27 protein-coding genes are annotated in these 24,518 nt (G+C 71.8%); 16 read left to right on the plus strand and 11 right to left on the minus strand.

Annotation, left to right across the window (positions count from 1 at the left end; all coding sequences use genetic code 11):
• Positions 1-8 precede the first annotated feature (8 nt).
• A complete protein-coding gene (locus AB0J71_RS17460; protein WP_352319967.1) occupies positions 9-581 on the plus strand; it encodes a helix-turn-helix domain-containing protein in 573 nt (190 codons plus the stop codon).
• On the opposite strand, the gene AB0J71_RS17465 is transcribed toward AB0J71_RS17460, so the two are convergent.
• The gene (locus AB0J71_RS17465; RefSeq protein ID WP_352319965.1) at positions 571-1,332 is read right to left on the minus strand and encodes an SDR family oxidoreductase; all 762 of its coding nucleotides are present in this window, start codon (positions 1,330-1,332) and stop codon (positions 571-573) included. The genes AB0J71_RS17460 and AB0J71_RS17465 overlap by 11 nt on opposite strands.
• A 24-nt stretch (positions 1,333-1,356) precedes the next feature.
• Positions 1,357-2,202 carry an RNA polymerase sigma-70 factor gene (locus AB0J71_RS17470; RefSeq protein WP_352319963.1) on the minus strand — a complete coding sequence of 282 codons (846 nt, stop codon included), beginning with the start codon at positions 2,200-2,202 and terminating at the stop codon, positions 1,357-1,359.
• Positions 2,203-2,346: 144 nt separating this feature from the next.
• On the opposite strand from AB0J71_RS17470, the gene AB0J71_RS17475 reads away from it, so the two are divergent.
• Both AB0J71_RS17475 and AB0J71_RS17480 read left to right on the plus strand, forming a co-directional pair.
• Positions 2,347-3,024 carry a ThuA domain-containing protein gene (locus tag AB0J71_RS17475; protein ID WP_352319961.1) on the plus strand — a complete coding sequence of 226 codons (678 nt, stop codon included), beginning with the start codon at positions 2,347-2,349 and terminating at the stop codon, positions 3,022-3,024.
• A 51-nt stretch (positions 3,025-3,075) separates the two neighbouring features.
• Complete coding sequence (locus tag AB0J71_RS17480; RefSeq protein WP_364414943.1) at positions 3,076-3,963, plus strand: hypothetical protein; 888 nt, start codon at positions 3,076-3,078, stop codon at positions 3,961-3,963.
• A gap of 7 nt (positions 3,964-3,970) precedes the next feature.
• Here the strand turns inward: AB0J71_RS17480 and AB0J71_RS17485 are convergent, their stop codons facing one another.
• A complete protein-coding gene (locus AB0J71_RS17485) occupies positions 3,971-4,609 on the minus strand; it encodes a MerR family transcriptional regulator (RefSeq protein WP_352319957.1) in 639 nt (212 codons plus the stop codon).
• A 15-nt stretch (positions 4,610-4,624) separates the two neighbouring features.
• Complete coding sequence (locus tag AB0J71_RS17490; RefSeq protein ID WP_352319955.1) at positions 4,625-5,473, minus strand: LysR substrate-binding domain-containing protein; 849 nt, start codon at positions 5,471-5,473, stop codon at positions 4,625-4,627.
• Positions 5,474-5,743: 270 nt separating this feature from the next.
• On the opposite strand from AB0J71_RS17490, the gene AB0J71_RS17495 reads away from it, so the two are divergent.
• Positions 5,744-6,814 carry an acetyl-CoA acetyltransferase gene (locus AB0J71_RS17495; RefSeq protein ID WP_364414945.1) on the plus strand — a complete coding sequence of 357 codons (1,071 nt, stop codon included), beginning with the start codon at positions 5,744-5,746 and terminating at the stop codon, positions 6,812-6,814.
• Between the two features lie 103 nt (positions 6,815-6,917).
• On the opposite strand, the gene AB0J71_RS17500 is transcribed toward AB0J71_RS17495, so the two are convergent.
• Positions 6,918-7,868, minus strand: a complete 951-nt coding sequence (locus AB0J71_RS17500; protein WP_364414947.1) for a BadF/BadG/BcrA/BcrD ATPase family protein — start codon at positions 7,866-7,868, stop codon at positions 6,918-6,920.
• Positions 7,869-7,947: 79 nt separating this feature from the next.
• Here AB0J71_RS17500 and AB0J71_RS17505 point away from each other — a divergent pair, with 79 nt between their 5' ends.
• Genes AB0J71_RS17505 through AB0J71_RS17525 form a run of 5 tightly spaced genes read left to right on the plus strand, consistent with a single transcriptional unit; the run spans position 7,948 to position 12,812 of the window.
• The gene (locus tag AB0J71_RS17505) at positions 7,948-8,817 is read left to right on the plus strand and encodes a MurR/RpiR family transcriptional regulator (protein ID WP_352319951.1); all 870 of its coding nucleotides are present in this window, start codon (positions 7,948-7,950) and stop codon (positions 8,815-8,817) included.
• Between the two features lies 1 nt (position 8,818).
• Entirely contained in the window at positions 8,819-9,553 is a 735-nt protein-coding gene (locus tag AB0J71_RS17510; protein ID WP_352319949.1) for an SIS domain-containing protein, read from the plus strand.
• Positions 9,554-9,570: 17 nt separating this feature from the next.
• Positions 9,571-10,983: an N-acetylglucosamine/diacetylchitobiose ABC transporter substrate-binding protein gene (gene ngcE, locus AB0J71_RS17515; protein WP_364414949.1), complete on the plus strand. Its 1,413-nt coding sequence runs from the start codon at positions 9,571-9,573 to the stop codon at positions 10,981-10,983.
• Positions 10,983-11,894 (plus strand): sugar ABC transporter permease, encoded by a 912-nt coding sequence (locus AB0J71_RS17520; protein ID WP_352319946.1) that lies wholly within the window; start codon positions 10,983-10,985, stop codon positions 11,892-11,894. Before ngcE ends, AB0J71_RS17520 begins: the two co-directional genes overlap by 1 nt.
• Positions 11,895-12,812, plus strand: coding sequence for a carbohydrate ABC transporter permease (locus tag AB0J71_RS17525; RefSeq protein ID WP_352319944.1), 918 nt, complete (start codon positions 11,895-11,897; stop codon positions 12,810-12,812).
• A gap of 251 nt (positions 12,813-13,063) precedes the next feature.
• On the opposite strand, the gene AB0J71_RS17530 is transcribed toward AB0J71_RS17525, so the two are convergent.
• Both AB0J71_RS17530 and AB0J71_RS17535 read right to left on the minus strand, forming a co-directional pair.
• The gene (locus AB0J71_RS17530) at positions 13,064-13,531 is read right to left on the minus strand and encodes an NUDIX domain-containing protein (RefSeq protein ID WP_364414951.1); all 468 of its coding nucleotides are present in this window, start codon (positions 13,529-13,531) and stop codon (positions 13,064-13,066) included.
• Positions 13,532-13,544: 13 nt separating this feature from the next.
• Positions 13,545-13,766 carry a hypothetical protein gene (locus AB0J71_RS17535; protein WP_364414953.1) on the minus strand — a complete coding sequence of 74 codons (222 nt, stop codon included), beginning with the start codon at positions 13,764-13,766 and terminating at the stop codon, positions 13,545-13,547.
• A gap of 123 nt (positions 13,767-13,889) precedes the next feature.
• Here AB0J71_RS17535 and AB0J71_RS17540 point away from each other — a divergent pair, with 123 nt between their 5' ends.
• Positions 13,890-14,072 carry a hypothetical protein gene (locus tag AB0J71_RS17540; RefSeq protein WP_352319938.1) on the plus strand — a complete coding sequence of 61 codons (183 nt, stop codon included), beginning with the start codon at positions 13,890-13,892 and terminating at the stop codon, positions 14,070-14,072.
• A gap of 14 nt (positions 14,073-14,086) precedes the next feature.
• Here AB0J71_RS17540 and AB0J71_RS17545 read toward each other — a convergent pair whose 3' ends face one another.
• Entirely contained in the window at positions 14,087-14,533 is a 447-nt protein-coding gene (locus AB0J71_RS17545; protein WP_364414955.1) for a MarR family transcriptional regulator, read from the minus strand.
• A gap of 97 nt (positions 14,534-14,630) precedes the next feature.
• Here AB0J71_RS17545 and AB0J71_RS17550 point away from each other — a divergent pair, with 97 nt between their 5' ends.
• The 3 genes from AB0J71_RS17550 (at position 14,631) to AB0J71_RS17560 (ending at position 17,174) form a co-directional block, all read left to right on the plus strand.
• Positions 14,631-15,473, plus strand: a complete 843-nt coding sequence (locus AB0J71_RS17550; protein WP_364414957.1) for an alpha/beta fold hydrolase — start codon at positions 14,631-14,633, stop codon at positions 15,471-15,473.
• 146 nt (positions 15,474-15,619) lie between these two features.
• Entirely contained in the window at positions 15,620-16,534 is a 915-nt protein-coding gene (locus AB0J71_RS17555; protein WP_352319933.1) for an ABC transporter permease, read from the plus strand.
• 88 nt (positions 16,535-16,622) lie between these two features.
• Positions 16,623-17,174 carry a GNAT family protein gene (locus tag AB0J71_RS17560; protein ID WP_364414959.1) on the plus strand — a complete coding sequence of 184 codons (552 nt, stop codon included), beginning with the start codon at positions 16,623-16,625 and terminating at the stop codon, positions 17,172-17,174.
• On the opposite strand, the gene metE is transcribed toward AB0J71_RS17560, so the two are convergent.
• Positions 17,165-19,324, minus strand: a complete 2,160-nt coding sequence (gene metE, locus AB0J71_RS17565) for a 5-methyltetrahydropteroyltriglutamate--homocysteine S-methyltransferase (RefSeq protein ID WP_364414961.1) — start codon at positions 19,322-19,324, stop codon at positions 17,165-17,167. The two genes, AB0J71_RS17560 and metE, sit on opposite strands and share 10 nt — an antisense overlap.
• Before the next feature lie 82 nt (positions 19,325-19,406).
• Here metE and AB0J71_RS17570 point away from each other — a divergent pair, with 82 nt between their 5' ends.
• Complete coding sequence (locus tag AB0J71_RS17570; RefSeq protein ID WP_364415075.1) at positions 19,407-20,246, plus strand: LysR family transcriptional regulator; 840 nt, start codon at positions 19,407-19,409, stop codon at positions 20,244-20,246.
• Positions 20,247-20,313: 67 nt separating this feature from the next.
• Here AB0J71_RS17570 and AB0J71_RS17575 read toward each other — a convergent pair whose 3' ends face one another.
• A complete protein-coding gene (locus tag AB0J71_RS17575; RefSeq protein ID WP_352319928.1) occupies positions 20,314-20,994 on the minus strand; it encodes a DNA alkylation repair protein in 681 nt (226 codons plus the stop codon).
• Complete coding sequence (locus AB0J71_RS17580) at positions 20,991-21,662, minus strand: TetR family transcriptional regulator (protein ID WP_352319927.1); 672 nt, start codon at positions 21,660-21,662, stop codon at positions 20,991-20,993. Before AB0J71_RS17580 ends, AB0J71_RS17575 begins: the two co-directional genes overlap by 4 nt.
• A 98-nt stretch (positions 21,663-21,760) precedes the next feature.
• Between AB0J71_RS17580 and AB0J71_RS17585 the strand changes: the two genes are divergently transcribed.
• Both AB0J71_RS17585 and AB0J71_RS17590 read left to right on the plus strand, forming a co-directional pair.
• A complete protein-coding gene (locus AB0J71_RS17585) occupies positions 21,761-22,915 on the plus strand; it encodes an acetyl-CoA C-acetyltransferase (protein ID WP_364414963.1) in 1,155 nt (384 codons plus the stop codon).
• A 124-nt stretch (positions 22,916-23,039) separates the two neighbouring features.
• Positions 23,040-24,518 carry a glycoside hydrolase family 3 N-terminal domain-containing protein gene (locus tag AB0J71_RS17590; RefSeq protein ID WP_364414965.1) on the plus strand — a complete coding sequence of 493 codons (1,479 nt, stop codon included), beginning with the start codon at positions 23,040-23,042 and terminating at the stop codon, positions 24,516-24,518.

The following is a 24,518-nucleotide window of genomic DNA, read 5'->3' on the forward strand; positions in this document are numbered from 1 at the left end:
ATGGGCGGATGAGCACCCGTGAGCGCATCCTCGACGCCGCCGAGCAGGCCATTCGGGAGTTCGGCATCTCGGGTGCGACCACGCGGCGCATCGCCCAGGCGGCCGGCTGCTCCGAGGCGCTGCTCTACAAGCACTTCGCCGGCAAGGAGCAGATGTTCCTCGCGGTCCTGCTCGAACGGCTGCCCGCGCTCGCGCCCGCGCTGGCCCGGCTGCGGCTGAGCACGGGCGAGGGCGACCTGGCCGACAACCTCACCCGCTTCACCCTGGCGGCGCTGGAGTTCTACACCGAGGCCGCCACCATCGCCTCCGGCATGCTGGCCGACCCCTCGCTGCTGGCCCGGTTCAAGCACATGCTCGCCAGCACCGGCACCGGCCCCCACCTGCCGATCGGGGCCCTGGCCGAGATCCTCGACGCCGAACGGGCCGCGGGCCGCACCGACCCCGGCCTCGACCCCGGCCCGGCGGCCGCCCTGCTGATGGGCGCCTGCTTCCACCGGGCCAACCTGTCCTACTTCGTCGACCCGGCCGACAAGGACGAGGAGTGGGCGGCCGGCGTCGTCGCCACCCTGCTCAGGCGATGACCCGGCCCGCGCCGCCGTCGACCAGCATCGAGACGCCGTTCACGTACGAGGCCCGCTCGCTGGCCAGGAACGCGATGACGTCCCCCACCTCCTCGGCCTGACCGACCCGCCCGACCGGCACGGCCCGGCCGCGCTCCTCGACCACGTCGTCGCCGCCCGACATGCCGCGCAGGCGTTCGGTGTCGATCGCCCCCGGCAGCACGTTGTTGACCAGCACGCCGTCGCCGCCCACCTCGCGGGCCAGCGTGCGCACGAGCCCGGCGACGGCCGGGCGCATGGCGTTGGACAGCGCCAGCCCGTCGATCGCCTCGCGGACGGACGAGCTGGTGACGGTGACGATCCGGCCCCACCCCCGCGAGCGCATCTCCGGCAGCACCGCCTGGATCAGCCGGACGGTGCCGAGCAGGTTGCGCTGCACCGCGACGTCCCAGTCTTCGAGGCCGACCTCGTCGAAGCGGCCGGTGGGCGGGCCGCCCGCGTTGGCCACCAGGATGTCGACCGGGCCGAGCACGTCGCGCGTCTCGTCGGCCACCCGCTGAGCCGCCGCCGGGTCCTCCACATCGGCCAGCACCGCGTGCACCACGTGGCCGAACTGCTGCAGCTCCACCACCGCGTCCGCGAGCCGCTCGGGGTTGCGCGCGCTGACGCACACGTCGCAGCCCTCGCGCGCGAGGCTCTTGGCGGCGGCCAGGCCGATGCCCGCGCTGCCGCCGGTGACCAGGGCGACCTTGCCCGAGATGCCGAGATCCATAAGGCGACTATAGTGACGGGCCGATCACTCCGGCCGCACCCGGGTCAGCTTGTCGGGGTTGAGCACGCCGTAAAGCCCCTGGATGCGGCCGTCGCGCACGTCCAGGGCGATGAGCTGGTCGGTCCCGGCCACGTGCGTCCACAGGGCGGGGCGGCCGTTGGCCTCGACGAGGTGCGCCCGGCTGAAGTCGTAGCGGGCCAGCAGGCCGCCGATGAAGGCGCTGACCTTGCGCCGGCCCAGGATCGGCCGCAGGGCGGCCCGGACCTTGCCGCCGCCGTCGTTCCACATGACGACGTCCTCGTGCAGCAGCTCGGTCAGCGCGTCGAGGTCGCCGCCGCCGGCCGCCTCCATGAACTTCGTCAGCAGCCTGGCGTGGTCCTCGTTCGTCGGCGTGAACCGGTCGCGGCCCTGCGACACCCGGACCGAGGCGCGGTGGTGCATCTGCCGGGCGTTGGCCACCGACGAGCCGACGATCTCGGCGATCTCGTCGTACGGCAGCTCGAACGCCTCCCGCAGCACGAACACCGCCCGCTCCGGCGGCGACAGCTTCTCCATCAGGTGCAGGGTGGCGAAGGAGACGGTGTCGCGCAGCTCGGCGGTGTCCAGCGGCCCGGCCTCGCCCGTCGCGACCGGCTCGGGCAGCCACGGCCCGGTGTAGGCCTCCCGCCGCACGCGGGCCGAGCGCAGCTGGTCGAGGGCCAGCCGCGAGACCACGGTCAGCAGGAACGCGCGGGGCTCCCTGATCTGGCTCCGGTCGGCGCCCTCCCAGCGCAGCCAGGCCTCCTGCACGACGTCCTCGGCGTCCCACATGCTGCCGAGCAGGCGGTAGGCCAGGCCCAGCAACATCGGGCGGTATTCCTCGAAGTCCACGTCCGGCATCATGCCCTGCCACCCGGCCGGGCGGGTCGGCGGGGCGGCTCGGCGGGGCTGCTCGGCGGGGTGGTACGGGTGGGCGGCTCGGGTGGGCGGCTCGGGTGGGTGGTCAAGGCGGGCCGGGCGTGATGGGCTGGGGGCGTGGCGAGAAATCTGATCCTGTCAGGAGGGCTCTTCCACGACTTCGCCGCCACGTCGGCCGCGCTCGCCGACGTGCTGGGCGAGGTGGGCGTCGAGTCCGAGATCACCGAGGACATCGCGGGCGCGCTGAGCGAGCCGCCGGAGGTGCAGCTCATCACGGTCAACGCGCTGCGCTGGCAGATGGGCCAGGACCGCTTCGCCGACCTGCGCGGCGAATGGCGCTTCGCGCTGCCCGCCCAGGCCCGCACCACGCTGCTCGACCACCTCGACCGGGGCGGCGGCCTGCTCTGCGTGCACACGGCCGCGGTCTGCTTCGACGACTGGCAGGGCTGGCCGCGGGTGCTCGGCGGCTGCTGGAACTGGCCCAAGTCCCACCATCCGCCCCTCGGTTGGACCGGCGTGCGGGTGCACGGCGCCGCCCACCCCATCGTGGCGGGCCTGCGCGACTTCGACCTGGTGGACGAGGTCTACAGCGACCTCGACGTGCTGCCGGACGTGCGCCCCCTGGCCTCCGCGAACGGCCAGCCGCTGGTGTGGGCGCGTCCGGTGCGCCGCGGCCGGGTGGTCTACGACGCGCTGGGGCACGACACCAGGTCCTACGACAACGAGATCCACCGGACCCTGCTCCAGCGGGCCGCGTTGTGGCTGCTGAAACGGCCGGTGAGCGACACCGGGTGACATGTCCGGTTCGAACAAGACCCGAGCTCGCGCGGCGGGCACGATGGCCCTATGAACGTCAATCTCTCGGCGGTCGCCGGGTTCCTGGCCACGCACGCGCGGGTCCTGGACCGGCGCCGCTTCCACTTGCTCATGGGGGAGACCGGCCCGGCCTCCGTGCTCGGCGCCCTCGACGCCTACCGCAACCCCGACGGCGGCTACGGCTGGGGCCTGGAGCCCGACCTGCGCTCGCCGGAGAGCCAGCCGGGCGCGGCGCTGCACGCCTTCGAGGTGCTGGAGGAGATCGGCCCCGACACCGCGCCGCAGGCCGTCGCGCTGTGCGACTGGCTGGAGTCGGTGACGATGCCCGACGGCGGGCTGCCGTTCGCGCTGCCGCTCACCCTGACCGAGGGCACCGCGCCCTGGTGGGCGGGCGCGGACACGAGCACCTCGTCGCTGCAGATCACGGCCATCTCCGCGGCGGCGGCCCACGGCGTGGCCGCCCACGACCCGGCCGTGGCCGGGCATCCGTGGCTGGAGCGGGCCACCCGCTACTGCCTCGACGCGATCCAGGCGCTGGACGAACGGCCGCACGCCTACGTGCTCTCCTTCGCCGTGCGCTTCCTGGACGCCGTCCACGGGACGCGGCCCGAGGCGGCCGGGCTGCTCAAGCGGCTGGCCGCGTACATCCCCGAGGACGGACGGGTGCCCGTGGAGGGCGGCACCGCGGAGGAGCGGCTGAACCCCCTCGACTTCGCGCCCTACCCCGGACGGCCGGCGCGCGAGCTGTTCGCGCCCGAGGTGATCGCCGCCGACCTCGACCGGCTGGCCGGGACGCAGCAGGAGGACGGCGGCTGGGTCGTGGACTACGCGCGGATCTCGCCCGCCGGCGCGCTCGAATGGCGGGGCGCGGCCACCGTACGGGCCGTCGAGATCCTGCGCCGCAACGGCGTGCTCTGACCGGTTCTCACCGGCCTGACCGCTGGCGCTGCCCCACCCGGCGGGCCGACTCCGACTCCTGGGCCATGCGGCGCAGCGTGTCGAACGCCTTGCCGTACAGGACGGTGCCCAGCACCAGGGCCTCCACGGCGGCGTCGCGCGGCCCGTCGAAGGGGATGGTGTCCATCTCGACCTCGGTCACCAGCTTCCTGGCGGCCTCGACGTACGGCGCGAGGTCGACGCGCAGGCCGAGCTGGCGCATGCGGACCACCGTCTGCGCCAGCTCGTCGCGGGTGGGGGCGTCCTCGACGACGGTCCAGCCCAGCTCGTCGAGCAGCCGGTCGACCTCGGCCCTGGCGGTTCGCCACTCCTCGTCCTGCTCGGGCTCGACGACCGGGCCGAGCGCGTAGTGGGCGATCCCCAGCATGCGGTGGATGGGCAGCGTCTCGTCGTCGACGGCGGCGATGACCTGCTTGATGGCGGCCACGGGGAGCCTGCCCACCTCCAGCAGGGCCCGGATCAGGCGCAGCCTGCGCAGATGGGACTCGTCGTACTCCGCGCGGGTCGCGGCGGTCTGCTCGCCCGGGTGCAGCATGCCCTCACGCAGGTAGTACTTGATCGTGGGGATGGCGACATCGGATCGGGCGCTCAGTTCTGAGATGCGCATCGATAGATAATAGCGCTATCCAGAGCGGGCGACGTGGCGGGCCGCGCTCACCACCTCGTGCACGTCGGCCTGCCGGTTCCACAGGAAGACCGCCTCCAGCGGTGGCACGTCCTCCTTGATGGGCACGAAGGCGAGCGCGTCGGGCACGGTGCTGCCCTCGTGGACGCACAGGCTGTAGCCGGCCCCCGCGGCCACCATGTCGATCACCAGGTCATGGGTGGCGGCGGCCGGGCCAAGCCGGGGATGCAGCCGATGCCGGACGAACCCCTCCAGGAACCGCCGGGCCCCGGCGACCGCGTCCGACTCCGGCATGATCAGCGGCTCGCCGGCCAGGTCCGCCAGTGACAGCGCCTCCCGCCCGGCCAGGGGATGGTCGCGCGGGAGCAGCGCGCGGACCGGGAAACGATGGACGAGCATGCGGGCCACGCCCCTCGGCAGCGATCCGGGGGCGTAACCGAGGCCGGCCTGCAACGTGCCGTCGGCGATGGAGATCAACTGCTCGGCCGTGCTCATCGGCGCGATCCGCACCGGCACGTTCTGGAGCTGGGCGAGCAGCCGGGCGGCCACGTCGGCCAGCCCGTCGGCCACGCCCAGGCGGGCGGTGCGGCCCTTGCCGCGCGCGGCGGCCACGGCCCGTTCGTAGGCGTCGAGCGCGACCGTGGCCTGGGCCAGGAACGCCTCGCCCGCCTCGGTGAGCCGCACACCGCTGGACGAACGGCTGAACAGCTCGACGCCTATCTCCTTCTCCAGCGCCCTGAGCTGCTCCGACAGGGTGGGCTGCGCGATGTGCAGCGCGGTCGCGGCGCGGCGGAGGCTGCCGGCGCGCGCGATCGCCATCGCGTATCTGACGTAGCGCAGATCCATCTCTCACCTCGGGGTGATGATGATGGGCTATCGGCTGATCACCTCTCCGTATTACAAGACGGGGCAGCCCGCGTGAAGACATCCAGTCACGGCTCATGCCTTCCCGCTGCTCAGGGCCTCGCCCGACCTGGCGGCGAAGACCTTCGGACGGAAGACGCCGCCGTTGTGGCCGCCCGGAACACCGCGCCCGGAACACCGCGTTCGGCATCCCCGGCGCCTCGGCCGCCCGCGTGCCGAGCAAGCGCTTGTCTCGGCGTGTTATCGTGCGGGATGCAGTCCTTCGCCGGGTGCGCGGCCGTGGCCGGGATCGGGATGACCGCGCTGACCAGGCAGTCCGGGCGCACCGAGCTGGAGCTGGCCACCGAGGCGTGCCGGGCCGCCTGCGCGGACGCCGGGATCACACCCGGCGAGGTCGACGGGCTGCTCAGCTACCACATGAACGACTCGGCGCCGGTCGTCCAGGTCGCCCGCGCGCTGGGGATCGAGCGGCTGCGCTGGCACAACGACATCTCCGGCGGCGGCACGCAGGCCGCGTCCGTGCTGGGGGACGCGGCCATGCTGATCCACGCCGGTCTGGCCAGGAACGTCCTGGTCTTCCGGGCGCTCAACGGGCGGTCCGGCACGCGGATGAACACCGCCTCCACCGGCCCCCTGGAACGCCACACCTACGGCCTGGCGGGGCCGATCCCGCTGTTCGCCATGGCCGCCACCCGCTACCTGCACGACACCGGACTCACCGCCGAGCACCTGCACGCCGTGGTCGGCCAGTCCAGGCGCAACGCCGCCGCCAACCCGCGCGCCCTGCGCCGCGAGCCCCTGGACCTGGCCGCCTACCTGGCCAAACCGTACGTCTGCACGCCGCTGCGCACCGCCGACTGCTGCCTGGAGACCGACGGCGCGTGCGCGCTGCTGGTGAGCGGCGTCCTGGACGGCCCGCGCATCCGGGCGGTCGTCCGCGGGGGAGGGCCCGGCTGCTCCTCCATGGACCGCTCGCCAGACGTGACGGCCGTCTTCTCCGAGCACGTCGCGCCGATGTTGTGGGCGGCGTCCGGGATGCGGCCCTCGGACGTCCGGGCGGCGCTGCTCTACGACGCCTACTCCTGGCTGGTGCCCCGGCAACTGGCGGACTTCGGGCTGGTGGCACGGGAGGACCTGGGGGCGTACCTGCTGGAACGGCGGCACGCGTGGGTGAACCCGCACGGCGGCCTGCTGTCGGAGGGGTACGTGCACGGGCTCAACAACGTGGCCCAGGCGGTGCGGGAACTGCGCGCCGGGCACGAGACCGCCCTGGTGACCGGTTTCGGCGGCAGCTACGGCAGCGCGGCCCTGCTCACCCGTTGAGCGTCAGGGAACGAGCGTGAACTGAACGTCAGGGAATGAGCGTGAACTGAACGTCAGGGAATGAGCGTGAACTGAGCGTCAGGGAACGAGCGTGAACTGAACGTCAGGGAGTGAGCGTGAACGCCGCGTGCGAGCTCCGGCCGTCGTCGCCGGGCAGCACGCCGCGGGCCGCCAGCCAGGCCGCCGCGCCCGCCGCGTCGCGCGCCGTGCGCACCCGCTCGCCGGACAGCCGCGCCAGCACGGCCCGGCGCACCGGCCCCTCGCTGGTCAGCACGCTGCCCGCGAGCACGACGTCGCCCGAGACGTGCACCCTGCGCAGGGTGGCCACCAGACGGTCGGCGGCCTCCTCGGCGACCTTGAGCGCCATCGGGTCACCGGCCTCGGCCGCCCGGCTGACCAGGGCGGACAGCGCGGCCAGGCGCATGTGGTGGGCCTGCGCGAGCCGGACGAACCGGTCGGCGACCGCCCGCGGCGACCCCGGACGCTCCTCGCCCAGGAAGTGCTCGACGACGAGCGCGACCAGGCTGCCCGGCTCGCCCGTCGCGCCCCGGTCGAGGGCGGAGACCACGGCCTTGGCGGCGGCGCGGCCGATCCAGAAGCCCGAGCCCTCGTCGCCCAGCAGCCAGCCGAGCCCGTCGGCGATCGTGTCGATGCGGTGGCCGGCGACCCTGGCCGCGACCGCGCCCGTGCCCGACAGCAGCAGCGAGCCGTCGGGCTCGGCGGAGCCGGCGGCGTAGGCCACCGCCACGTCGCGCTCGATCAGCGGGCCCGCCTCGATGCCGTGGCCGGCCCAGACCCGGGCCAGCTCGGGGACCAGCGTGTCGACCTGGCCCGCGACCCCGGCCAGCGAGGCCACGACCTGGCCGCCGTCGTGCGACCCCAGCGCCTGCCCGAGCGCCGTGCCGATCGCCGCCACCGCCTTGTCCAGACCGTGCGCCGAGGGGTTGCCGGCGCCCGCCCGCGCGTAGCCGACCCGGGTGCCGTCGAGGGTGTGGACGGAGACGCGCGTCGAGGTGGCTCCCGCGTCGACACCGACCACCAGCGATTTGGTCACGGTCAAATTCTGGGGGTTGACGTGACCGGGAAGCAAGAATAATTTTCGCCAGAAGACCGAGTATTCGGAAGGAATATTCGTGACTTCAGGAGCCCTCGGGCGCGTCGAAACAGAACTGCCCGGCCTGCCGGAGGCGTTGCGCCGGGTCGGCGAGGTGATACTCGGCGACCCCGCCGAGGCCGCCCGGTCGACCATCATCGCGCTGGCCGAACGGGCGGGCAGCTCGCCCGCCACCGTGACGAGGTTCTGCCGGGCGTTCGGCTTCTCCGGCTACGCCGAGCTGCGGGTCGCCCTCGCCACGGAGACCGGCAGGGCCGCGCAGGCCGGCTGGGGCGCGGGCGTCGGGCACGAGATCGGCCCCGACGACCCGCTCGACTCGGCCATCGAGGTGATGGCCGCCGCCGACGCCAGGCTCATCCAGGACACCGCCGCCCAACTCGACCTCGCGATGGTCGCCCAGGTCGCCGACGCCGTCGTCAGGGCCCGCCGGGTGCTGCTGATCGGCGTCTCCACCAGCGGGAACGTCGCCACCATGCTCGAAGGCAGGCTGCGCCGCATCGGCATCCCGTGCTGGAGCGCCGGCGACGCGCACGTGGCGCTGTCGGAGGCGGCGCTGCTCGGCGCGGACGACGTCGCCATCGGCATCAGCCACCGGGGCCGCACCCGCGAGGTCATGGAGGCGCTGGCCGAGGCGGGCAGCCACGGCGCGACGACGGTCGCCGTCACCTCCTTCGCCCGCTCGCCGCTGGCCGAGCTGGCCGGCCTGGTGCTGACCACGGCCAGCAGGGAGACCACGTTCCGGCTGGGCGGGCTGGCGGCCGTGCACTCGCAGCTCTTCGTGCTCGACGCCGTCTACGTGGCGGTCGCGCAGCGCACGTACGAGCGCACCAACGAGGCGTTCGAGCTGACGATCAGCGCGGTGGAGAGCCACCGCGTGGAGAGAGGCTGACATGCGGTACGCGTCCAAGGCCCTCGCCCTCGCCGGGCAGGTCGCCGAGAGCCAGGCGGAGCCGGTGCGCCGGGCCGCCGCCCTGATCGTCGCCGCGCTGCGCGCCGGCGGGGTGGTCAACGCGTTCGGGTCGGGGCACTCCGAGGCCATCGCCATGGAGATCGCCGGACGGGCCGGCGGCCTGGTGCCCAGCAACCGCCTCTCCCCGCGCGACCTCGTCCTGTACGGCGGCCGGCCGCCGAGCGTGCTCACCCCGGAGCTGGAACGCGACCCGGCCGTCGCCCACGAGATCTACGACCTGGCCCCCGTCGAGCCGCAGGACGTGTTCGTCCTGATCTCCAGCTCCGGCGTGAACGGCACGGTCGTGGAGCTGGCCACGCTGGTCAAGGAGCGCGGCCACCCGCTCGTCGCGATCACCTCGGTCGCGCACAGCACGCGCATGACCTCGCGCCATCCCTCGGGCGGCAAGCTCATGGACCTGGCCGACGTCGTGCTCGACAACGGCTCCCCGTACGGGGACGCCGTCCTCGACCTGCCGGACGGCGGCACGTACGGCGCGGTCTCCACGATCACCTCGGCGCTGCTCGCGCAGATGGTGGTCACCGAGGCGGTGGAGGAGCTCGTCGCCCTGGGCGAGCGGCCCCCCGTCTACCTGTCGGTCAACGTGACCGGCGGCGACGAGCACAACAAGGCCCTGGAGAGCCGGTACGCAGGGCGAATACGACGAGGATCATGAACAGCTAGGAGCCATCAATGCCTGACACCCCCCATATCAGCCGTCGTCAACTCCTGCGCGGCGCGGCCCTCGTCCCCGTCGCGGGGGCGCTGGCCGCCTGCGCCACCCCGGCCGCCAAGCCCACGGCCACCGCCTCCTCCGCGCCGGTGGCGACCAGCGCGGCCAACCCGTTCGGCGTCGCGGACGGCAAGCCCCTGGAGGTGTGGATCTTCGACGGCGGCTTCGGCCAGGACTACGCCAAGAACATCCACGAGCCCCTGTTCAAGACGAAGTACCCGAAGAGCGAGATCAAGCACAACGCCACCAAGGAGATCACCAAGGTCCTCCAGCCGCGGTTCGCCGGCGGCAACCCGCCGGAGGTCATCGACAACTCCGGCGCCAACTTCATGGACTTCGGCGCCCTGTCCCAGGACGGCCAGCTCCAGGACCTCACCGCCCTGCTCGACGCGCCGAGCTGGGACGACCCCGCCGTCAAGGTCCGGGACACCATCGACCAGTCGGTCATCGACATCGGCACCTACGACGGCAAGTTCAGCGTGCTGGGTTACGTGAACTACATCCACGGCATCTGGTACTCACAGAAGGTGTTCAGGGACAACGGCTGGGAGATCCCCAAGACGTGGGACGAGTTCGTCAAGCTCTGCGAGACGATCAAGAAGTCCGGCAAGATGGCGCCCTTCACGTACGCGGGCAAGTTCCCCCAGTACCTGTACGAGCCGCTGCTGACCATGGCCGCCAAGATCGGCGGCAACGAGGTGCTGGTCAACATCGACAACCTGGAGGACGGCGCCTGGACCACCGAGGCCATGAAGACCGCCGCCACGGCCTGGGCCGAGGTGGGCGCCAAGTACCTCATGGAGGGCACGACCGGCCTCGACCACGTGCAGACCCAGACAGCCCAGAACAAGTACAAGGTGGCCATGCTGCCGTCCGGGTCGTGGCTGGAGAACGAGCAGAAGAGCACCACCCCGCCCGACTTCGAGTACGGCATGTTCCCGATCCCCGACGTCACCGGCTCCGACAAGATGCCGTACGGCACCCTGCACACCCAGCCCGGCGAGAACTTCATGGTCTCGGCCAGGAGCGCCAACCCGCAGGGCGGCATCGAGTACCTGCGCGGCATGTTGTCGAAGAAGGCGGCCGGCGACTTCAGCGAGATGGTCAAGACGGTGACCGCGGTCAAGGGCGCGACCGAGGGCCGGACGATCTCGCCCGGCGTCACCAGCGCCTCCAAGGCCGTCGCCGACGCGGGCGCCAACACCGTCTACTACCGCTGGTACACCTGGTACGGCCAGCTCAAGGACGAGGGCATCGCCGCCACCGGCGAGCTGATGTCCGGCGGCCTGACGCCGGAGAAGTACCTGGAGCGCATGCAGAAGAAGGCCGACGAGATCAAGAACGACTCCTCGATCAAGAAGTACAAGCGCTGATGTTGTTCAACAGGTATCGCCGCGGGCTGTTCATCACCGCGTTCCTGGCAGCCCCGGTGATCCTCTACCTCGCCTACGTCATCTCGCCGCTGATCCAGGCGTTCCGGATCGCGATGACCGACTGGCGCGGCGTGACGGCCACACCGGACTTCATCGGGCTGGACAACTTCGTCCGGCTGTTCAAGGACGGCGTCTTCTGGAAGGCCGTCAGCCACAACGCCATGCTGCTCGTGCTGCTGCCGCTGCTCACGATCGTCATCGCGCTGTTCTTCGCCTTCCTGCTCAACGTGGGCGGGCGCAAGGGCTCCTCGGGCATCGCGGGCTCGAAGTTCTACCGGGTGGTGTTCTTCTTCCCGCAGGTCCTGGCCGTGGCAGTGGTGGGCGTGCTGTTCCAGCAGGTGTTCCGGCCCGACGGCAGCGGCATGCTGAACGGGCCGCTGATCGCGCTCGGCGCCAAGCCGGTCGGCTTCCTGTCCGACCCCGGCGTGGCCTTCTGGTCGGTGCTCGGCGTGCTGGTCTGGCAGGCGGTCGGCTTCTACGTCGTGCTGTTCTCGGCCGGGCTGGCCTCCATCCCGCGCGACATGTTCGAGGCGGCGCAGATCGACGGCGCGGGCCGGTTCAGCCTGTTCTTCCGCATCACGCTGCCGCTGCTCTGGGACACCATCCAGGTGGCCTGGGTCTACCTCGGCATCCTGGCGCTCGACGCGTTCGCGATCGTGTGGGTGATGACCGACCAGCACGGCGGCCCCGACTGGTCGACCACCGTCATGGCCGCCGAGATCTACCGCAACGCCTTCCAGTACTTCCGCTTCGGCTACGCCTCGGCCCTCGGCGTCATGATGTTCTTCTTCACCGTCGGCTTCGCCATCCTCTCGCTGCGCCTGTCACGCCGCGAACGAATCGAGTACTAGATGACAACGACGACCACATGGACGGTGGCGAACTCCCGCAAACTGGCCCGCCAGGAGCGCCGGCGACGGCTCGGGCCGATGGCCCTGCTCTCCCACGTCGCGCTCCTGGTGTGGACGGTGCTCGTCGTGGTGCCGATCCTGTGGACCTTCCTGGCCTCGGTGAAGAGCGAGGACGAGATCTTCGGCGAGGCATGGGGGCTGCCGGCCAGGCTCAACTGGGACAACTTCGCCCGCGCCTGGGAACAGGCGCACATCGGGCAGTACATGCTCAACAGCGTCATCGTCGTCACCTTCAGCGTGGCCGGGACGATGCTGCTCGGCTCGATGGCCGCGTACGTGCTGGCCCGGTACCCCTTCCGCGCCAACCGGCCGATCTACTTCCTGTTCGTGTCCGGGCTGGCCTTCCCGGTGTACCTGAAACTCACGCCGCTGTTCTTCGTCGTGCAGAACATGGGGGCGGTGCCGGTGGTGGGGCCGTACATCGGGCTGAACACGCACGCGGGGCTGGTGCTGGTCTACATCGCGTACTCGATGCCGTTCACGGTGTTCTTCCTGACGGCGTTCTTCCGTACGCTGCCCACGGCGGTGGGGGAGGCGGCCATGGTGGACGGGGCCTCGCACACCCGCGTGTTCTTCCAGATCATGTTGCCGATGGCCAGACCGGGCATCATCAGCATCACGATCTTCAACGTGCTCGGGCAGTGGAACCAGTACCAGCTGCCGCTGGTGTTGCTGCAGGATCGGGACAAGTGGGTGCTCACGCAGGGGATCGCTGACATCTCCACGTCCGCCGGGTACGACCAGGACTGGTCGGCGCTGTTCGCCGCGCTGACGCTGGCGATCCTGCCGATGCTGGTCGTCTACACGGTGTTCCAGCGCCAGATCCAGTCCGGCCTGACCTCCGGAGCCCTCAAGTAGGGAGGTCGCCTTCGGCCGATGGTCTTCGCCGAGGGGGCGCTTCGCGCCTCGGGAGCTCAGGCAGTTCAATCTGAGGCGCCTGGCGGCGCAACCCACGCGCCTGGCGGCGCCATGGTCCGGCCCGCTCACGGCCGGCTACCGGGTTGCTCCTGGGCTCTGCCGGGAGGCCCATCGCAGTCGGCATGGTGTCGCCCTGGGCGGGCCCGAACCTCGTTCCGCTTCCACGAGACATCGACGACAACGGATCCAGGTCAATCGATATGCGGATTCCTCTGCTGCAGATAGTCGTTGAGCTGTCGCCACTGGGTCGGATGGATGTCGAGGATGTGCAGTTTGTCCGGCTCGACCCAGCGCACGTCGCTCGCCTCGTCGTTGGCCTCCGGACGGCCGCCGACCGGGCGGGCGATCAGCATCACCTCGTACTCCTGGCGGACCTCGCCGTCGGTGTAGGCCACGATGTGGCCAGGGTCGGAGTAGACGCCGAGGAGGCCGGTGGGCGCGACGCGGACGCCGGTCTCCTCTTCCGTCTCCCGTACGGCGCACTGTGAGGGGGTCTCGCCGATCTCCATCTTGCCCATCGGCAGCGCCCACTGACCGGTGTCGCGCCGGCGCTGCATGAGGATGCGGCCGGCGTCGTCCACGGTCACCGTGCCGCAGGCCGGCACCAGGCTGTTCGCCTTCGGGGCGTCCGGGTCGTTCCAGTACTCGACTCGTCCCATGGGCGATGCCTCCTCAGACTTCCGCGCCGGACCACGGAACGGCTCCGGCCCAGACTCGCTCGAACGATGACATGTAGTGCTCGGCCATCGTCCCTCCGTCGAGACGATGGAAGTGGAAGGCCGGGTTGGCGGAGGCCGGTTCGCCGTACGCGTGCGGGTTGACCAGGATGTCGTCGTCGTAGCGGAACAGCGAGGCGTACAGAGTGAGTCGCGTGCAGACGGATCTCGCAGCCATCGAGGTCCGGCAGCGTCCGGTAGCAGGTCAAGGATGAGCGGATCTTGGCCGGCAGCGTTCCGCCCAGCCCTTCCTCGCGGTCTCGCGTCTCCACCGACTGCGCGCCGGGATCGCCGAATCACCTTGCGGGAGGTTCTCGGCAGGTTTCCCGGGTGGCGGATCATCGACGTGACCGGCGGCTGGGTCGCGTTCCGCGTGCCTCTCGTGTCCGGTGACAGCGGGCTCTCGAACGTCCGCTGCGGGGCGACCATGGCGGAACTGGCCGGCAACCTCCAGACCGAGAGCAGGCTGCAACAGCCAGGCTGACTTGCGCCGTCGGCCTAACTCCGGGTGACGGTTTTGTGGACGTCGCCGAGGAAGCGTTCGATGGTGGCCCGTTCTGCGGGGTCGTACCGGCCCATGAGGGCGACGATCTCCTGGATGAGCGGGCCGAAGAAGCTCCAGCCCAGCGTGACGGCGCTCTCGTCGACCTTCAGCAGCACCCGCCGCCGGTCCCGGGTGTCGCGTTCCCGGCGGACGTGGCCGAGCCGTTCCAGACGGTCCACCACCGCCGTGGTGCCCGCGGAGTTGAGGCCGAGGTGCGTGCCCAGCGTTCCTGGGGTGGCGGGGGCGCCGGTGCGGGCGGCGTCGAGCAGGCAGATGAGGGCGCGTACGTCGGTCGGGTGCAGGGCGTGCGCGGCGGCGAACCGCTCGCCCATGCGGTCGAGTTCCACGGTGACGGCGCGCAGCAGATGGACCAGCCGCATCCCGGCGTCCTGATCGTCCACGTTTTCGGCATGCTCCGGCCGCATCGTCATGCCACCAGTATGGCATTATCTCGCCGAGCGAGATTATTGCTGAGCAAGCTATTTAGTTAGGTGCGGCATGTCCGACTTCTTCTCCGCCTACGACGCGGTCCTCGAACGCTGGCCGGTTCCGGTCGAGCCGATCGACCTGCCCTCGGCGTACGGCACGACCCGGGTGAACGCGTGCGGCCCCGCCGATGGCCCGCCGCTGGTCCTGCTGCACGGCGGTGGCACCACGGCGGCGATGTGGTACGCCAACGTCGCCGCGTTCGCCTGCCGCCATCGCGTCTACGCCGTGGACCGCATCGGCGAGCCGGGCCGCAGCGTCCGCGGCGAACGCCGCCTGCGCACCGTCGGCGACCTGCTCGGCTGGCTGGACGGCGTGCTCGACGGCCTCGGCATCGACGGCGCCGCGGTGTGCGGACACTCCTACGGCGGATGGATCGCCCTGACGTACGCGCTCCACGCGCCCCGGCGGGTCGAGCGGCTCGTCCTCCTCGACCCGACGCAGTGCTTCGGCGGGTTCCGGCCGGGATACCTGGCCCGCGCACTGCCCACCCTGCTGCGGCCGACGGCCGCTCGCGCGCGGGCCTTCCTGGAGTGGGAGACCGGCGGCGCGCCCGCCGACCCCGCCTGGCTGCGGCTCTACGGCCTGGCCGCGGAGTTCCCGGACACGAAGGTCGTCACCGGGAAACGGCCCGAGCCGGGATCGCTGCGCGCGCTCACCACGCCCGCTCTCGTGCTCGTCGCCGGACGCGGCAAGGCGCACTCCCCGCACCGCGTCGCGTCGGCCGCCGCCCGCCTGCTGCCGGGCGCGCGGACCGAGGTGCTGCCGCACCTGTCCCATCACGCGATGCCGTGGCACGACCCCGCCGACCTCAACGACCGCGTCGTCGATTTCCTCGACGGACGAGCCACCTGACCCGCCGCCCGCGCCGCCGCCCTTCTCGAAAGCGCCCGGACGCCCGCGCCGCCGCCCCTCTCCAAAGCGCCAGGACGCCCGTCCCGCCACGCCGGAGCCTAGACTCCTGGGCATTCCGCGACGCAGCAGGCCGTGAGGAGACTCCCATGTCATCCGCGCCCGAACAGGAATCACTCGCCGCCCTCGCGACCCGGCACGGGCTGAGGCGAGCCATGGCCCGCCCGGACCTGCACGTCTACCTGCGCCGATTATGGGAACGCCGGCACTTCATCCTGGTGTACGCGACCTCGCGCACCGCCTCGAAGTACTCCGGCTCCGCGCTCGGGCAACTCTGGCAGGTGCTGACGCCGCTGCTGAACGCCGGCATCTACTGGGTCATGTTCGGCCTCGTCCTGGGCGGACACGACCACATCGAGAACTATGCCGCGTTCCTTGTCACGGGGATGTTCGTCTTCACCTACAGCCAGCGGTCGGCCTCGGCGGGGGCCAAGTCCGTCTCGGGGAACCTCTCGCTCATCCGCGCCCTGCACTTCCCGCGCGCCGCGCTTCCCCTGGCCTACACCCTTCAGGAGTTGCGGCAGGCGGCGGTCTCCATGGGGGTGCTGCTCGTGCTCGTGGTCGTCATGGGGGAGTTCCCCACCTGGTTCTGGCTGCTGATCCCGGTCGCCGTGCTGCTGCAGACGATGTTCAACATCGGGCTGAGCCTGGTCCTGGCGCGGTTGGGGGCCTCGCTGCGCGACGTGAACCAGCTCCTGCCGTTCGTTTTGCGGACCTGGTTGTACGCCTCCGGGGTCTTCTTCTCGATCCAGTACAAGATCGTGGGATATCCGGACCCGGTCACCGGCGAGCCGGTCGGCGGGGTGGGGCTGCCGCAGTGGGTGGCCGACGTCATGTATCTCAACCCCGCGGCCTCCATCATCGAGTTCATGCGCGACATCCTGATCCACGCGTCCAGCCCGCGCCCGCTCGTCTGGCTGAGCTGCGCGTTCTGGGCGGTCGCCGGGCTGACCCTCGGGCTCTGGTACTTCTGGCGGGCCGAGGACACGTACGGGCGCGGGTGAGGGCCGGAAAGCGGGTGAGAGCCGGAAAGCGGGTGGGGGCCGGAAAAGGGTTCGCGCGCCGGGGGCGTGCTCTGGTTTGCTCCCCATCATGACGTCTGCGTGGGTCGGCGAGCGCGTGCGCCTGAGGGCCATCGAACCGGAGGACTGGGCGGAGCTCTTCGCCTTCGAGGAGGACACCGACGCGGCCAGGAACGGCTGGCGGCTGCCTCCGCCCCGCTCGGCCGCCCAGGCGCAGAAGTGGGCCAGGGAGCTGGCCGAGCAGGAGTCCGACATGGACGAGCTCCGCCTGGTGATCGCCGACGCGGCCGACGGCCGGCCGGTCGGCATGCTCAACACGCACGAGGTCGAGCGCATGCACGGCACGTTCTGCTACGGCATCTCCATCGGCACCCCCCACCACCGCAAGGGCTACGCCAGCGAGGCGATCGTCCTGCTGCTGCGCTACATGTTCGCCGAGCGCCGCTTCCAGAAGGCCGAGGCGTGGGTCTACAGCTCCAACGAACCGTCGCAGGCCCTGCACCGGCGGCTCGGCTTCGTCGAGGAGGGCCGCCGGCGCAGGAGCCGCTTCGCCGCCGGGCGCTACGACGACGGGATCCTGTTCGGGATGACGGTCGAGGAGTTCACCGAGCTCTACGGCTGAAGCTCGGCCCGCAGCCGCCGGGTGGCCTCGACGACGTGCGCCAGCGAGGCTTCCACCTGCTCGTACGTGCGCGTCTTCAGCCCGCAGTCGGGGTTGACCCAGACCCGCTCGGCCGGCAGCGCCGCCAGCGTCCTGCGCAGCAGGTCCTCGACCTCGTCCGCGCCGGGCACGCGCGGGGAGTGGATGTCGTACACGCCGGGGCCGAGGCCGCGGCCGAACGTGCGCACCGCGCCCAGGATGCGCGCCCCCGAGCGGGCCGACTCGATCGTGGTGACGTCGGCGTCCAGGCCGTCGATTGCGGCCAGGATCTGGTCGGCGTCCGAATAGCACAGGTGGGTGTGGATCTGGGTGCGGTCGGCCGCGCCGGAGGTGGCCCGCCGGTACGCCGCCACCGCCCACTCCAGGTAGTCGGCCTGAGCGGCCCGCCGCAGCGGCAGCAGCTCGCGCAGGGCGGGCTCGTCCACCTGGATGATCGACACGCCGGCCGCCTCCAGGTCGCGCACCTCCTCGCGCACCGCGTCGGCCACCTGGAACACCACGTCCCGCAGCGGCAGGTCGTCGCGGACGAACGACCAGGCCACGATCGTCACCGGCCCGGTGAGCATGCCCTTGACCGGCTTGGCGGTGAGCGACTGCGCGTAGGAGGCCCAGCGCACGGTGATGGGCCCGGGACGGCCGACGTCGCCGTGCAGGATCGGCGGCCGGGTGCAGCGCGACCCGTACGACTGGACCCAGCCGTTCGTGGTGACCGCGAACCCGTCCAGGTGCTCGGCGAAGTATTGGACCATGTCGTTGCGCTCGGGCTCGCCGTGCACGAGCACGTCCAGGCCGAGGCGTTCCTGCACCCTGACGACGCGCTCGATCTCGGCCTCGACGCGCCGCTCGTAGTCCTCCGCCGACAGCGTTCCGGCCACCACGGCCGCCCTGGCCGCGCGCAGCTCGCCGGTCTGCGGGAACGAGCCGATGGTGGTGATCGGCAGTACGGGCAGGCCCAGGTGGGCGGCCTGGGCGGCGGCCCGCACCGGGTACGGCGCCCGCTCCTCCGGCGCGGCCGGCGCGGTCAGCGGCACGGAGGGCGCGGCCGGGACCGGCCCCCGGAAGTCCGGCCCCTCGGCGACGGTGAGGGCCAGCGCCACCACCTCGGCCACCTTCTGCTCGGCGAACGCCAGCCGTTCCCGCAGCGCCGGGTCCAGGTCGGGCTCGGCGGCCACGTCGTAGGGCACGTGCAGCAGCGAGCACGACGTGCTCACCGTCACCCGGTCCGCGCGCACGCCGCCGAGGGCGGCCAGGGCGCGTTCCGGCGCGGTGCGCCACACGTCGCGGCCCGACACCACGCCCGCGACCACGGTCTTGCCCGGCAGGTCGGGCACGGCGCCGCCGCGCACCAGGTCCACGCCGATCGCCTCGACGGGCGTGCCCGCCAGCACCGGCAGCGCGGGCCCGAGGTCGCCGAAGTAGGAGGCCACGAACAGCCCCGGGCGGACGGCCGCCGACCCCAGCCGGTCGTAGGCGAGCCGCACGGTCGCCAGCTCCTCGGGCGTGCGGTCGCCGACCAGCGCCGGCTCGTCGAGCTGCACCCAGTCGACGCCCTCGGCGGCCAGCGCCGCGAGCAGCTCCTCGTAGCAGCCGAGCACGTCCTCCAGCCGCTCGGGCGCCCCGGCCAGCAGCAGGAACGTCACCGGCCCGACCACGACGGGCCGCGTCTCGTAGCCCAGCGCGCGGGCCTCGCGCACCTCGGCGAGCGGCTTGGCGGCGTCCAGCTTGAAGACGGTCTCCGGGCCGATCTCCGGCACGATGTAGTGGTAGTTGGTGTCGAACCACTTCGTCATCCGCAGCGGCGCCAGCCCCTCGGTGCCCCTGGCCATCGCGAAGTAGGGGTCCTCGGCCGCGCGGTAGCGCTCGGGCACCGCGCCCAGCAGCACCGCCGTGTCCAGCACGTGGTCGTACAGGGAGAAGGTGTTGGACGGCAGCCCTTCCAGGCCCAGCTCGGCCAGCCGCCGCCAGGTCCGCTCCCTGATCTCCGCGCCCGTCCGCTCCAGCTCCGCGCGGCCGGACCGCCCGTCCCAGTACGACTCCAGGGCCCGCTTCAGCTCCCGTCGCGGCCCGATCCTCGGGTACCCGAGCACCGTGGACGTGGGGAATGGCGACATCTCAGCTCCTCGATCACGTCGGTCAGATGCGGGAATCGTGTCCGGCGAGGCCGACGTGGTGCATCATCGATAAGTGCTGCTTATGCTCAAGGAGATCCACTGCTTCCTCCTGGTCGCCGAGCGGCTCGGCTTCTCGGCCGCCGCCGACGACCTGGGCATGTCGCAGCCCGCCGTCAGCCAGGCCATCACCCGGCTCGAACGCGCCGCCGGGGTCAGGCTCTTCGAGCGCAACGCCCGCGAGGTGCGGCTGACGGCCGAGGGCAAGGGCCTGCTGCCGTACGCCCGGCAGGTGCTCGAATCGGCCCAGGCGTTCACCGCGGAAGCCGCCAGACTGGCCCGCCCGACCATTCACCTGGCTTATCCACCGCTGGTGGGCACCCTCGCCGCGCGCATCGCCAGACGGCTGGCCGGACGTGCCCCGGCGATCGGCGTCGAACTCGTCGTGGCCGGGCGGGGCGCCGCGGCCCAGGCGCTGGGCAGCGGGGAGGTCTCGGCCGCGATCCTGGCCACGCCGGCGCCCGCGCAGTTCGTCACGGCGGCCCGCTTCCACGTGACCGTGGACCATCTGGCCGTCCCGCTCGGGCACCGGCTGGCCGGGCACGGCAGGGTGACGCCGGACGACCTGGGCGGGCAGGTGCTGCTGACGCCGGGGAGCCGGCCGTGGGCGGGGCTGCCGGGGCGGGCGCGGATGGTGGCCGACGACGACTTCGCCGCCGCGCTCGATCTCGTGGCCGCCGGGGCGGGGGTGCTGCCGATCCCGCAGCTCCTGGTCAGGGCCGTCAGGCGGGACGACGTGCGGTTCGTGCCGCTGGAGGCGGGGGAGCTGCGCATCACCTACGCGCTGGCCTGGGCGCGCGAGCGGGTGACGCCGGAGCTGATGGCGCTGGTGCAGGCGGTGCAGGACGCGCTCTGGACCAGGTGAGAGCAGGTGAGGGCAGGTGAGAGCGGGTGAGGGCAGGTGAGAGCGGATGAGGCCGGATGAGGAGGGGCTAACTCACGGGCAGGTTCTTCAGGGCCTCGCGGCGGCTCAGGCCGGAGATGCCCTTGGCGCGGACGTACCGGATGACTTCGTCGGGGTTGGTCTTGGCGTACTCGCGTAAGGACCAGCCGATGGCCTTGCGGGCGAAGAAGTCGGTGTCGGACAGGCTGGGCTCGATGCAGGCGTATAACAGGGCCGTGTCGGTGCGGGACTTGAAGCGGTTCTGGCACAGGATCGCCGTGCGGCGCTTCCACAGGTCGGCGTCGGCCGCCCATTCCAGCATGAGCGGGCGCATGGTGTCGGGGAAGGCCGCCAGCAGGTCGCCGACGCGATGGGTGGCCAGCTCGTCGACCAGGTCCCACCAGGCGCCGGTGACGATCATCTCCTCGTACATCGGCACGGTGTAGAGGGTCTGGAAGTCGCGGTAGTAGCGGTGGCCGGTCAGCTCGACGGCGGCGTAACGCTCCTCGCGGTACTCGGCCTCCCGCCACAGCGAGAGCACCGCGCGCCGCCACTCGGGCGCGGAGTCGAGGCGGTGGCGGGCGAACACCCGCCGCAGCGCCGCCCGCCTCGGCGTGGCCTGCACGCCGAGGAAGGGCATCTCCGACTTCATGTACGCGCGCATCGGCTCGGCCTTGTCCGGCTCGGCGACCTCCTCAAGGGCCAGCCGCACCGCCTTGCCGAGGCTCATCCCTGACGCTGGGTCGTGCGCTCGCCGGTGGCGAGCCCGTCGAACAGCACCGTGATGTAGTGCTCGGCCAGCGCGGTGGTGTTGAGCCGGCCGCCGGGACGGAACCAGCGCACGGCCACCCAGATGGTGTCGCGGATCATCCGGTAGGTCAGCTTGGGGTCGACGTCGGCCCTGAACAGCCCGGCCGCCTGACCGGCCTTGATCTGGGTCACCCAGATCTGCTCGACCTCGTCCTCGGCCTTGACCAGGTAGTTGAAGCGCTCGAACTGGCGCAGGTAGTTCCAGTCGTTCTGCATGACGGTGATCGCGGCGCGGTGGGGCTCCAGCGTGCCGAAGCCGATGCGCACCATCTCCGACAGGACCGTGCGGGCGTCGGAGTTGGTGTCGACGGCGGCGCGGTAGCGGGCGATGAGGTCGTCGAGGAAGGTGGACAGCACCTCGTCGACGATCGTCTCCTTGGAGTCGAAGTGGTGGTAGAGGCTGCCGGACAGGATGCCCGCCTCGTCGGCGATCTCGCGTACGGTCGTGGCCTGGAAGCCCTTGCGCGCGAAGAGCTCCGCGGCGAGTTTGACGAGGTGGTCGCGCCGCTCTGAGGCCGCCCCAGTGGAGGAGGCGCGCTGGCGCTTCGCCGGTGACGTGGTGGTGCCGGAGTTCTTTCGCGTGGTCACGTTTCCCATTATGAGCCCTCAGACAATCGCTTGTTCACGCGTCAGGCCCAGCTCGTAGGGCATTATCTTACTTACCAAGCGCTTGTTAGGATTGCGGGATGAACGAGGCTTACATCGTCGCCGCCGTCCGTACCCCCGTCGGGCGCAGGAACGGCGGGCTGGCCGCGGCCCACCCGGCCGACCTCGGCGCGCACGTCCTGCGCGAGCTGATGCGGCGGGCCGACGCCGATCCCGCCGCCGTCGAGGACGTGATCTTCGGCTGCGTGGACACGATCGGGCCGCAGGCCGGGGACGTCGCGCGTACCTGCTGGCTGGCCGCCGGGCTGCCCGAGCAGGTGCCGGGCGTCACCGTCGACCGCCAGTGCGGCTCCTCGCAGCAGGCCCTGCACTTCGCCGCCCAAGCCGTGCTGTCGGGAACCAGCGACCTGGTGGTGGCGGGCGGCGTGCAGAACATGAGCATGATCCCGATCTCCTCGGCCATGCTGGCGGGCCGGCCGCTCGGGCACGAGACCCCGTACGCCGGGTCCAAGGGCTGGGCGGCCCGCTACGGCGCGGCGGAGGTCTCCCAGTTCGCCGGGGCCGAGCAGATGGCGGTGGCCTGGGACCTGTCGCGCGAGGAGATGGAGCTCTACGCCTACGAGTCCCACCGCCGCGCGCTGCGGGCCGTGGACGAGGGGCGCTTCCGGCGCGAGATCGTCCCCTGTGAGGGCGTCGCCGACGACGAGGCCCCCCGCCGGGACACCTCGCCGGAGAAGATGGCCGCGCTCAGGCCGTTGAGCGAAGGGGGACGGCTCACGGCGGCGCTGGCCTCCCAGATCTCCGACGGCGCGGCGGCGCTGCTGGTCGCCTCGCCCCGGGCCGTACGCGACCACGGGCTGACCCCGCGCGCCCGCGTGCACCACCTCTCGGCGCGCGGCGCGGACCCGATCATGATGCTCTCCGCCCCCATCCCCGCCACGGCCCACGCCCTGGGCCGGACCGGCCTGGCCATCGACGACTTCGACGCGATCGAGATCAACGAGGCGTTCGCCTCCGTCGTGCTGGCCTGGATGAAGGAGACCGGCGCCGACCCGTCCAGGGTGAACCCCAACGGCGGCGCCATCGCGTTCGGCCATCCGCTCGGCGCGACCGGCGCGGTCCTGACCGTGAAGCTGCTGCACGAACTGGAACGCACCGGCGGCCGGTACGGCCTGCAGACCATGTGCGAAGGCGGGGGACAGGCGAACGTCACCGTCATCGAACGTCTCGGCTGAAAGGCCGTGCCGCGCAACTGAAGTGAGCATTTACGGCAATGGTTGAATAAGACACGGAAGGAACCGGGCTGACATCAGAAAATGCCTCTAGCAAATAGGAAACTTTCCTATTAGATTTCGGGTCATGCCCCTCAGCGGTGACCTTCTTCGCCTCGCCGATGCCGTCCTCCTCCCTGGTTTCGTGGGACAGATGCCTCCGGACTGGATCCGCCGACGACTCGGCGAGGGACTGGCCGGCGTGGTGCTGTTCTCCCGCAACATCGCCGACCCCGCGCAGGTCGCCCGGCTCACCGCCGCACTGCGCGCGGAGAACCCCGCGGTGCTCGTCGGCACCGACGAGGAGTCCGGTGAGGTCACCCGGCTGGAGGTGAGCACCGGCAGCAGCCGTCCCGGCGGCTACGCGCTCGGCGTCGTGGACGACGTCGGCCTCACCGAGGCTCTGGCCAGGGACATGGGCGGCGAGCTGGCGGCCGCGGGCATCACGATCGACTTCGCCCCGTCCGCCGACGTCAACTCCAACCCCGACAACCCGGTCATCGGCCTGCGCTCCTTCGGCGCCGACCCCGCGCTCGTCGCCCGGCACACCAGGGCGTTCGTCCGCGGCCTGCAGTCGGCCGGGGTGGCCGCCTGCGCCAAGCACTTCCCCGGCCACGGGGACACCACCGTCGACTCCCACCACGGCGTGCCCGTGGTGGCCGACGCCGGCATCGAGGAGGCGCTCTTCCCGTTCCGGGAGGCGATCAAGGAGGGGGTCCGGTCGATCATGACCGGCCACCTGCTCGTGCCCTCCTACGACGCCGAGCTGCCCGCCACGCTCAGCCCCAAGGTCCTCACGGGCCTGCTGCGCGAGGAGCTGGGCTTCCAGGGAATGATCATCACGGACGGCATAGAAATGGCTGCGGTGTCGGGGGCGTACGGGATCGGGGGCGCCTCCGCCCGCGCCATAGCCGCGGGGGCCGACGCGATCTGCGTGGGCGGCGAGCGGGCCGACGAGGCCACCGCCGTCGAGGTCCGCGACGCCATCGCCGCCGCCGTGACCGAAGGACTGCTGCCCGAGGAGCGACTGGCCGACGCCGCACGCAGGGTCCGCGAGCTGGCCGCCTGGACCACCTCCTCGGGCAGCCCCGTACCGGAGGACGGCTACCTCGGGCTCTCCGCGGCCCGCCGGGCCGTCCGCGTCACCCGCAGGTCCACGGCGGCCGTGCTGCCGCTGACCGGGGCGGCGCACGTGGTCGAGCTGACGCCCGAGATGAACCTGGCCATCGACAAGGGCACCCCGTGGGGCGTCGGCGAACCGCTCGGACGGCTGCTGCCCGGCACCGCCGTCACCCGGCTGGCGGCCGGGGACACCACCGGGCCCAGGCTGGAGCGGCTGATAGGCGAGGCGGCGCAGCGCCCGCTGGTGATCGTGGTCCGCGACGCCCACCGCTACGCCTGGCAGGGCGAGGCGCTGCGGCACCTGCTCAGCGCCCGGCCGGACGCCGTCGTCGTGGAGATGGGCCTGCCCGCCCGCTCCGACCTCGGCGCCGTGCACATCGCCACGTACGGGTCGGCGCGGGTCTGCGGCCAGGCGGCGGCGGAGGTGCTCACCGGTACGCTGTGA

The organism is Nonomuraea sp. NPDC049637 (assembly GCF_040675235.1).
In the GTDB taxonomy this organism is placed as follows: domain Bacteria; phylum Actinomycetota; class Actinomycetes; order Streptosporangiales; family Streptosporangiaceae; genus Nonomuraea.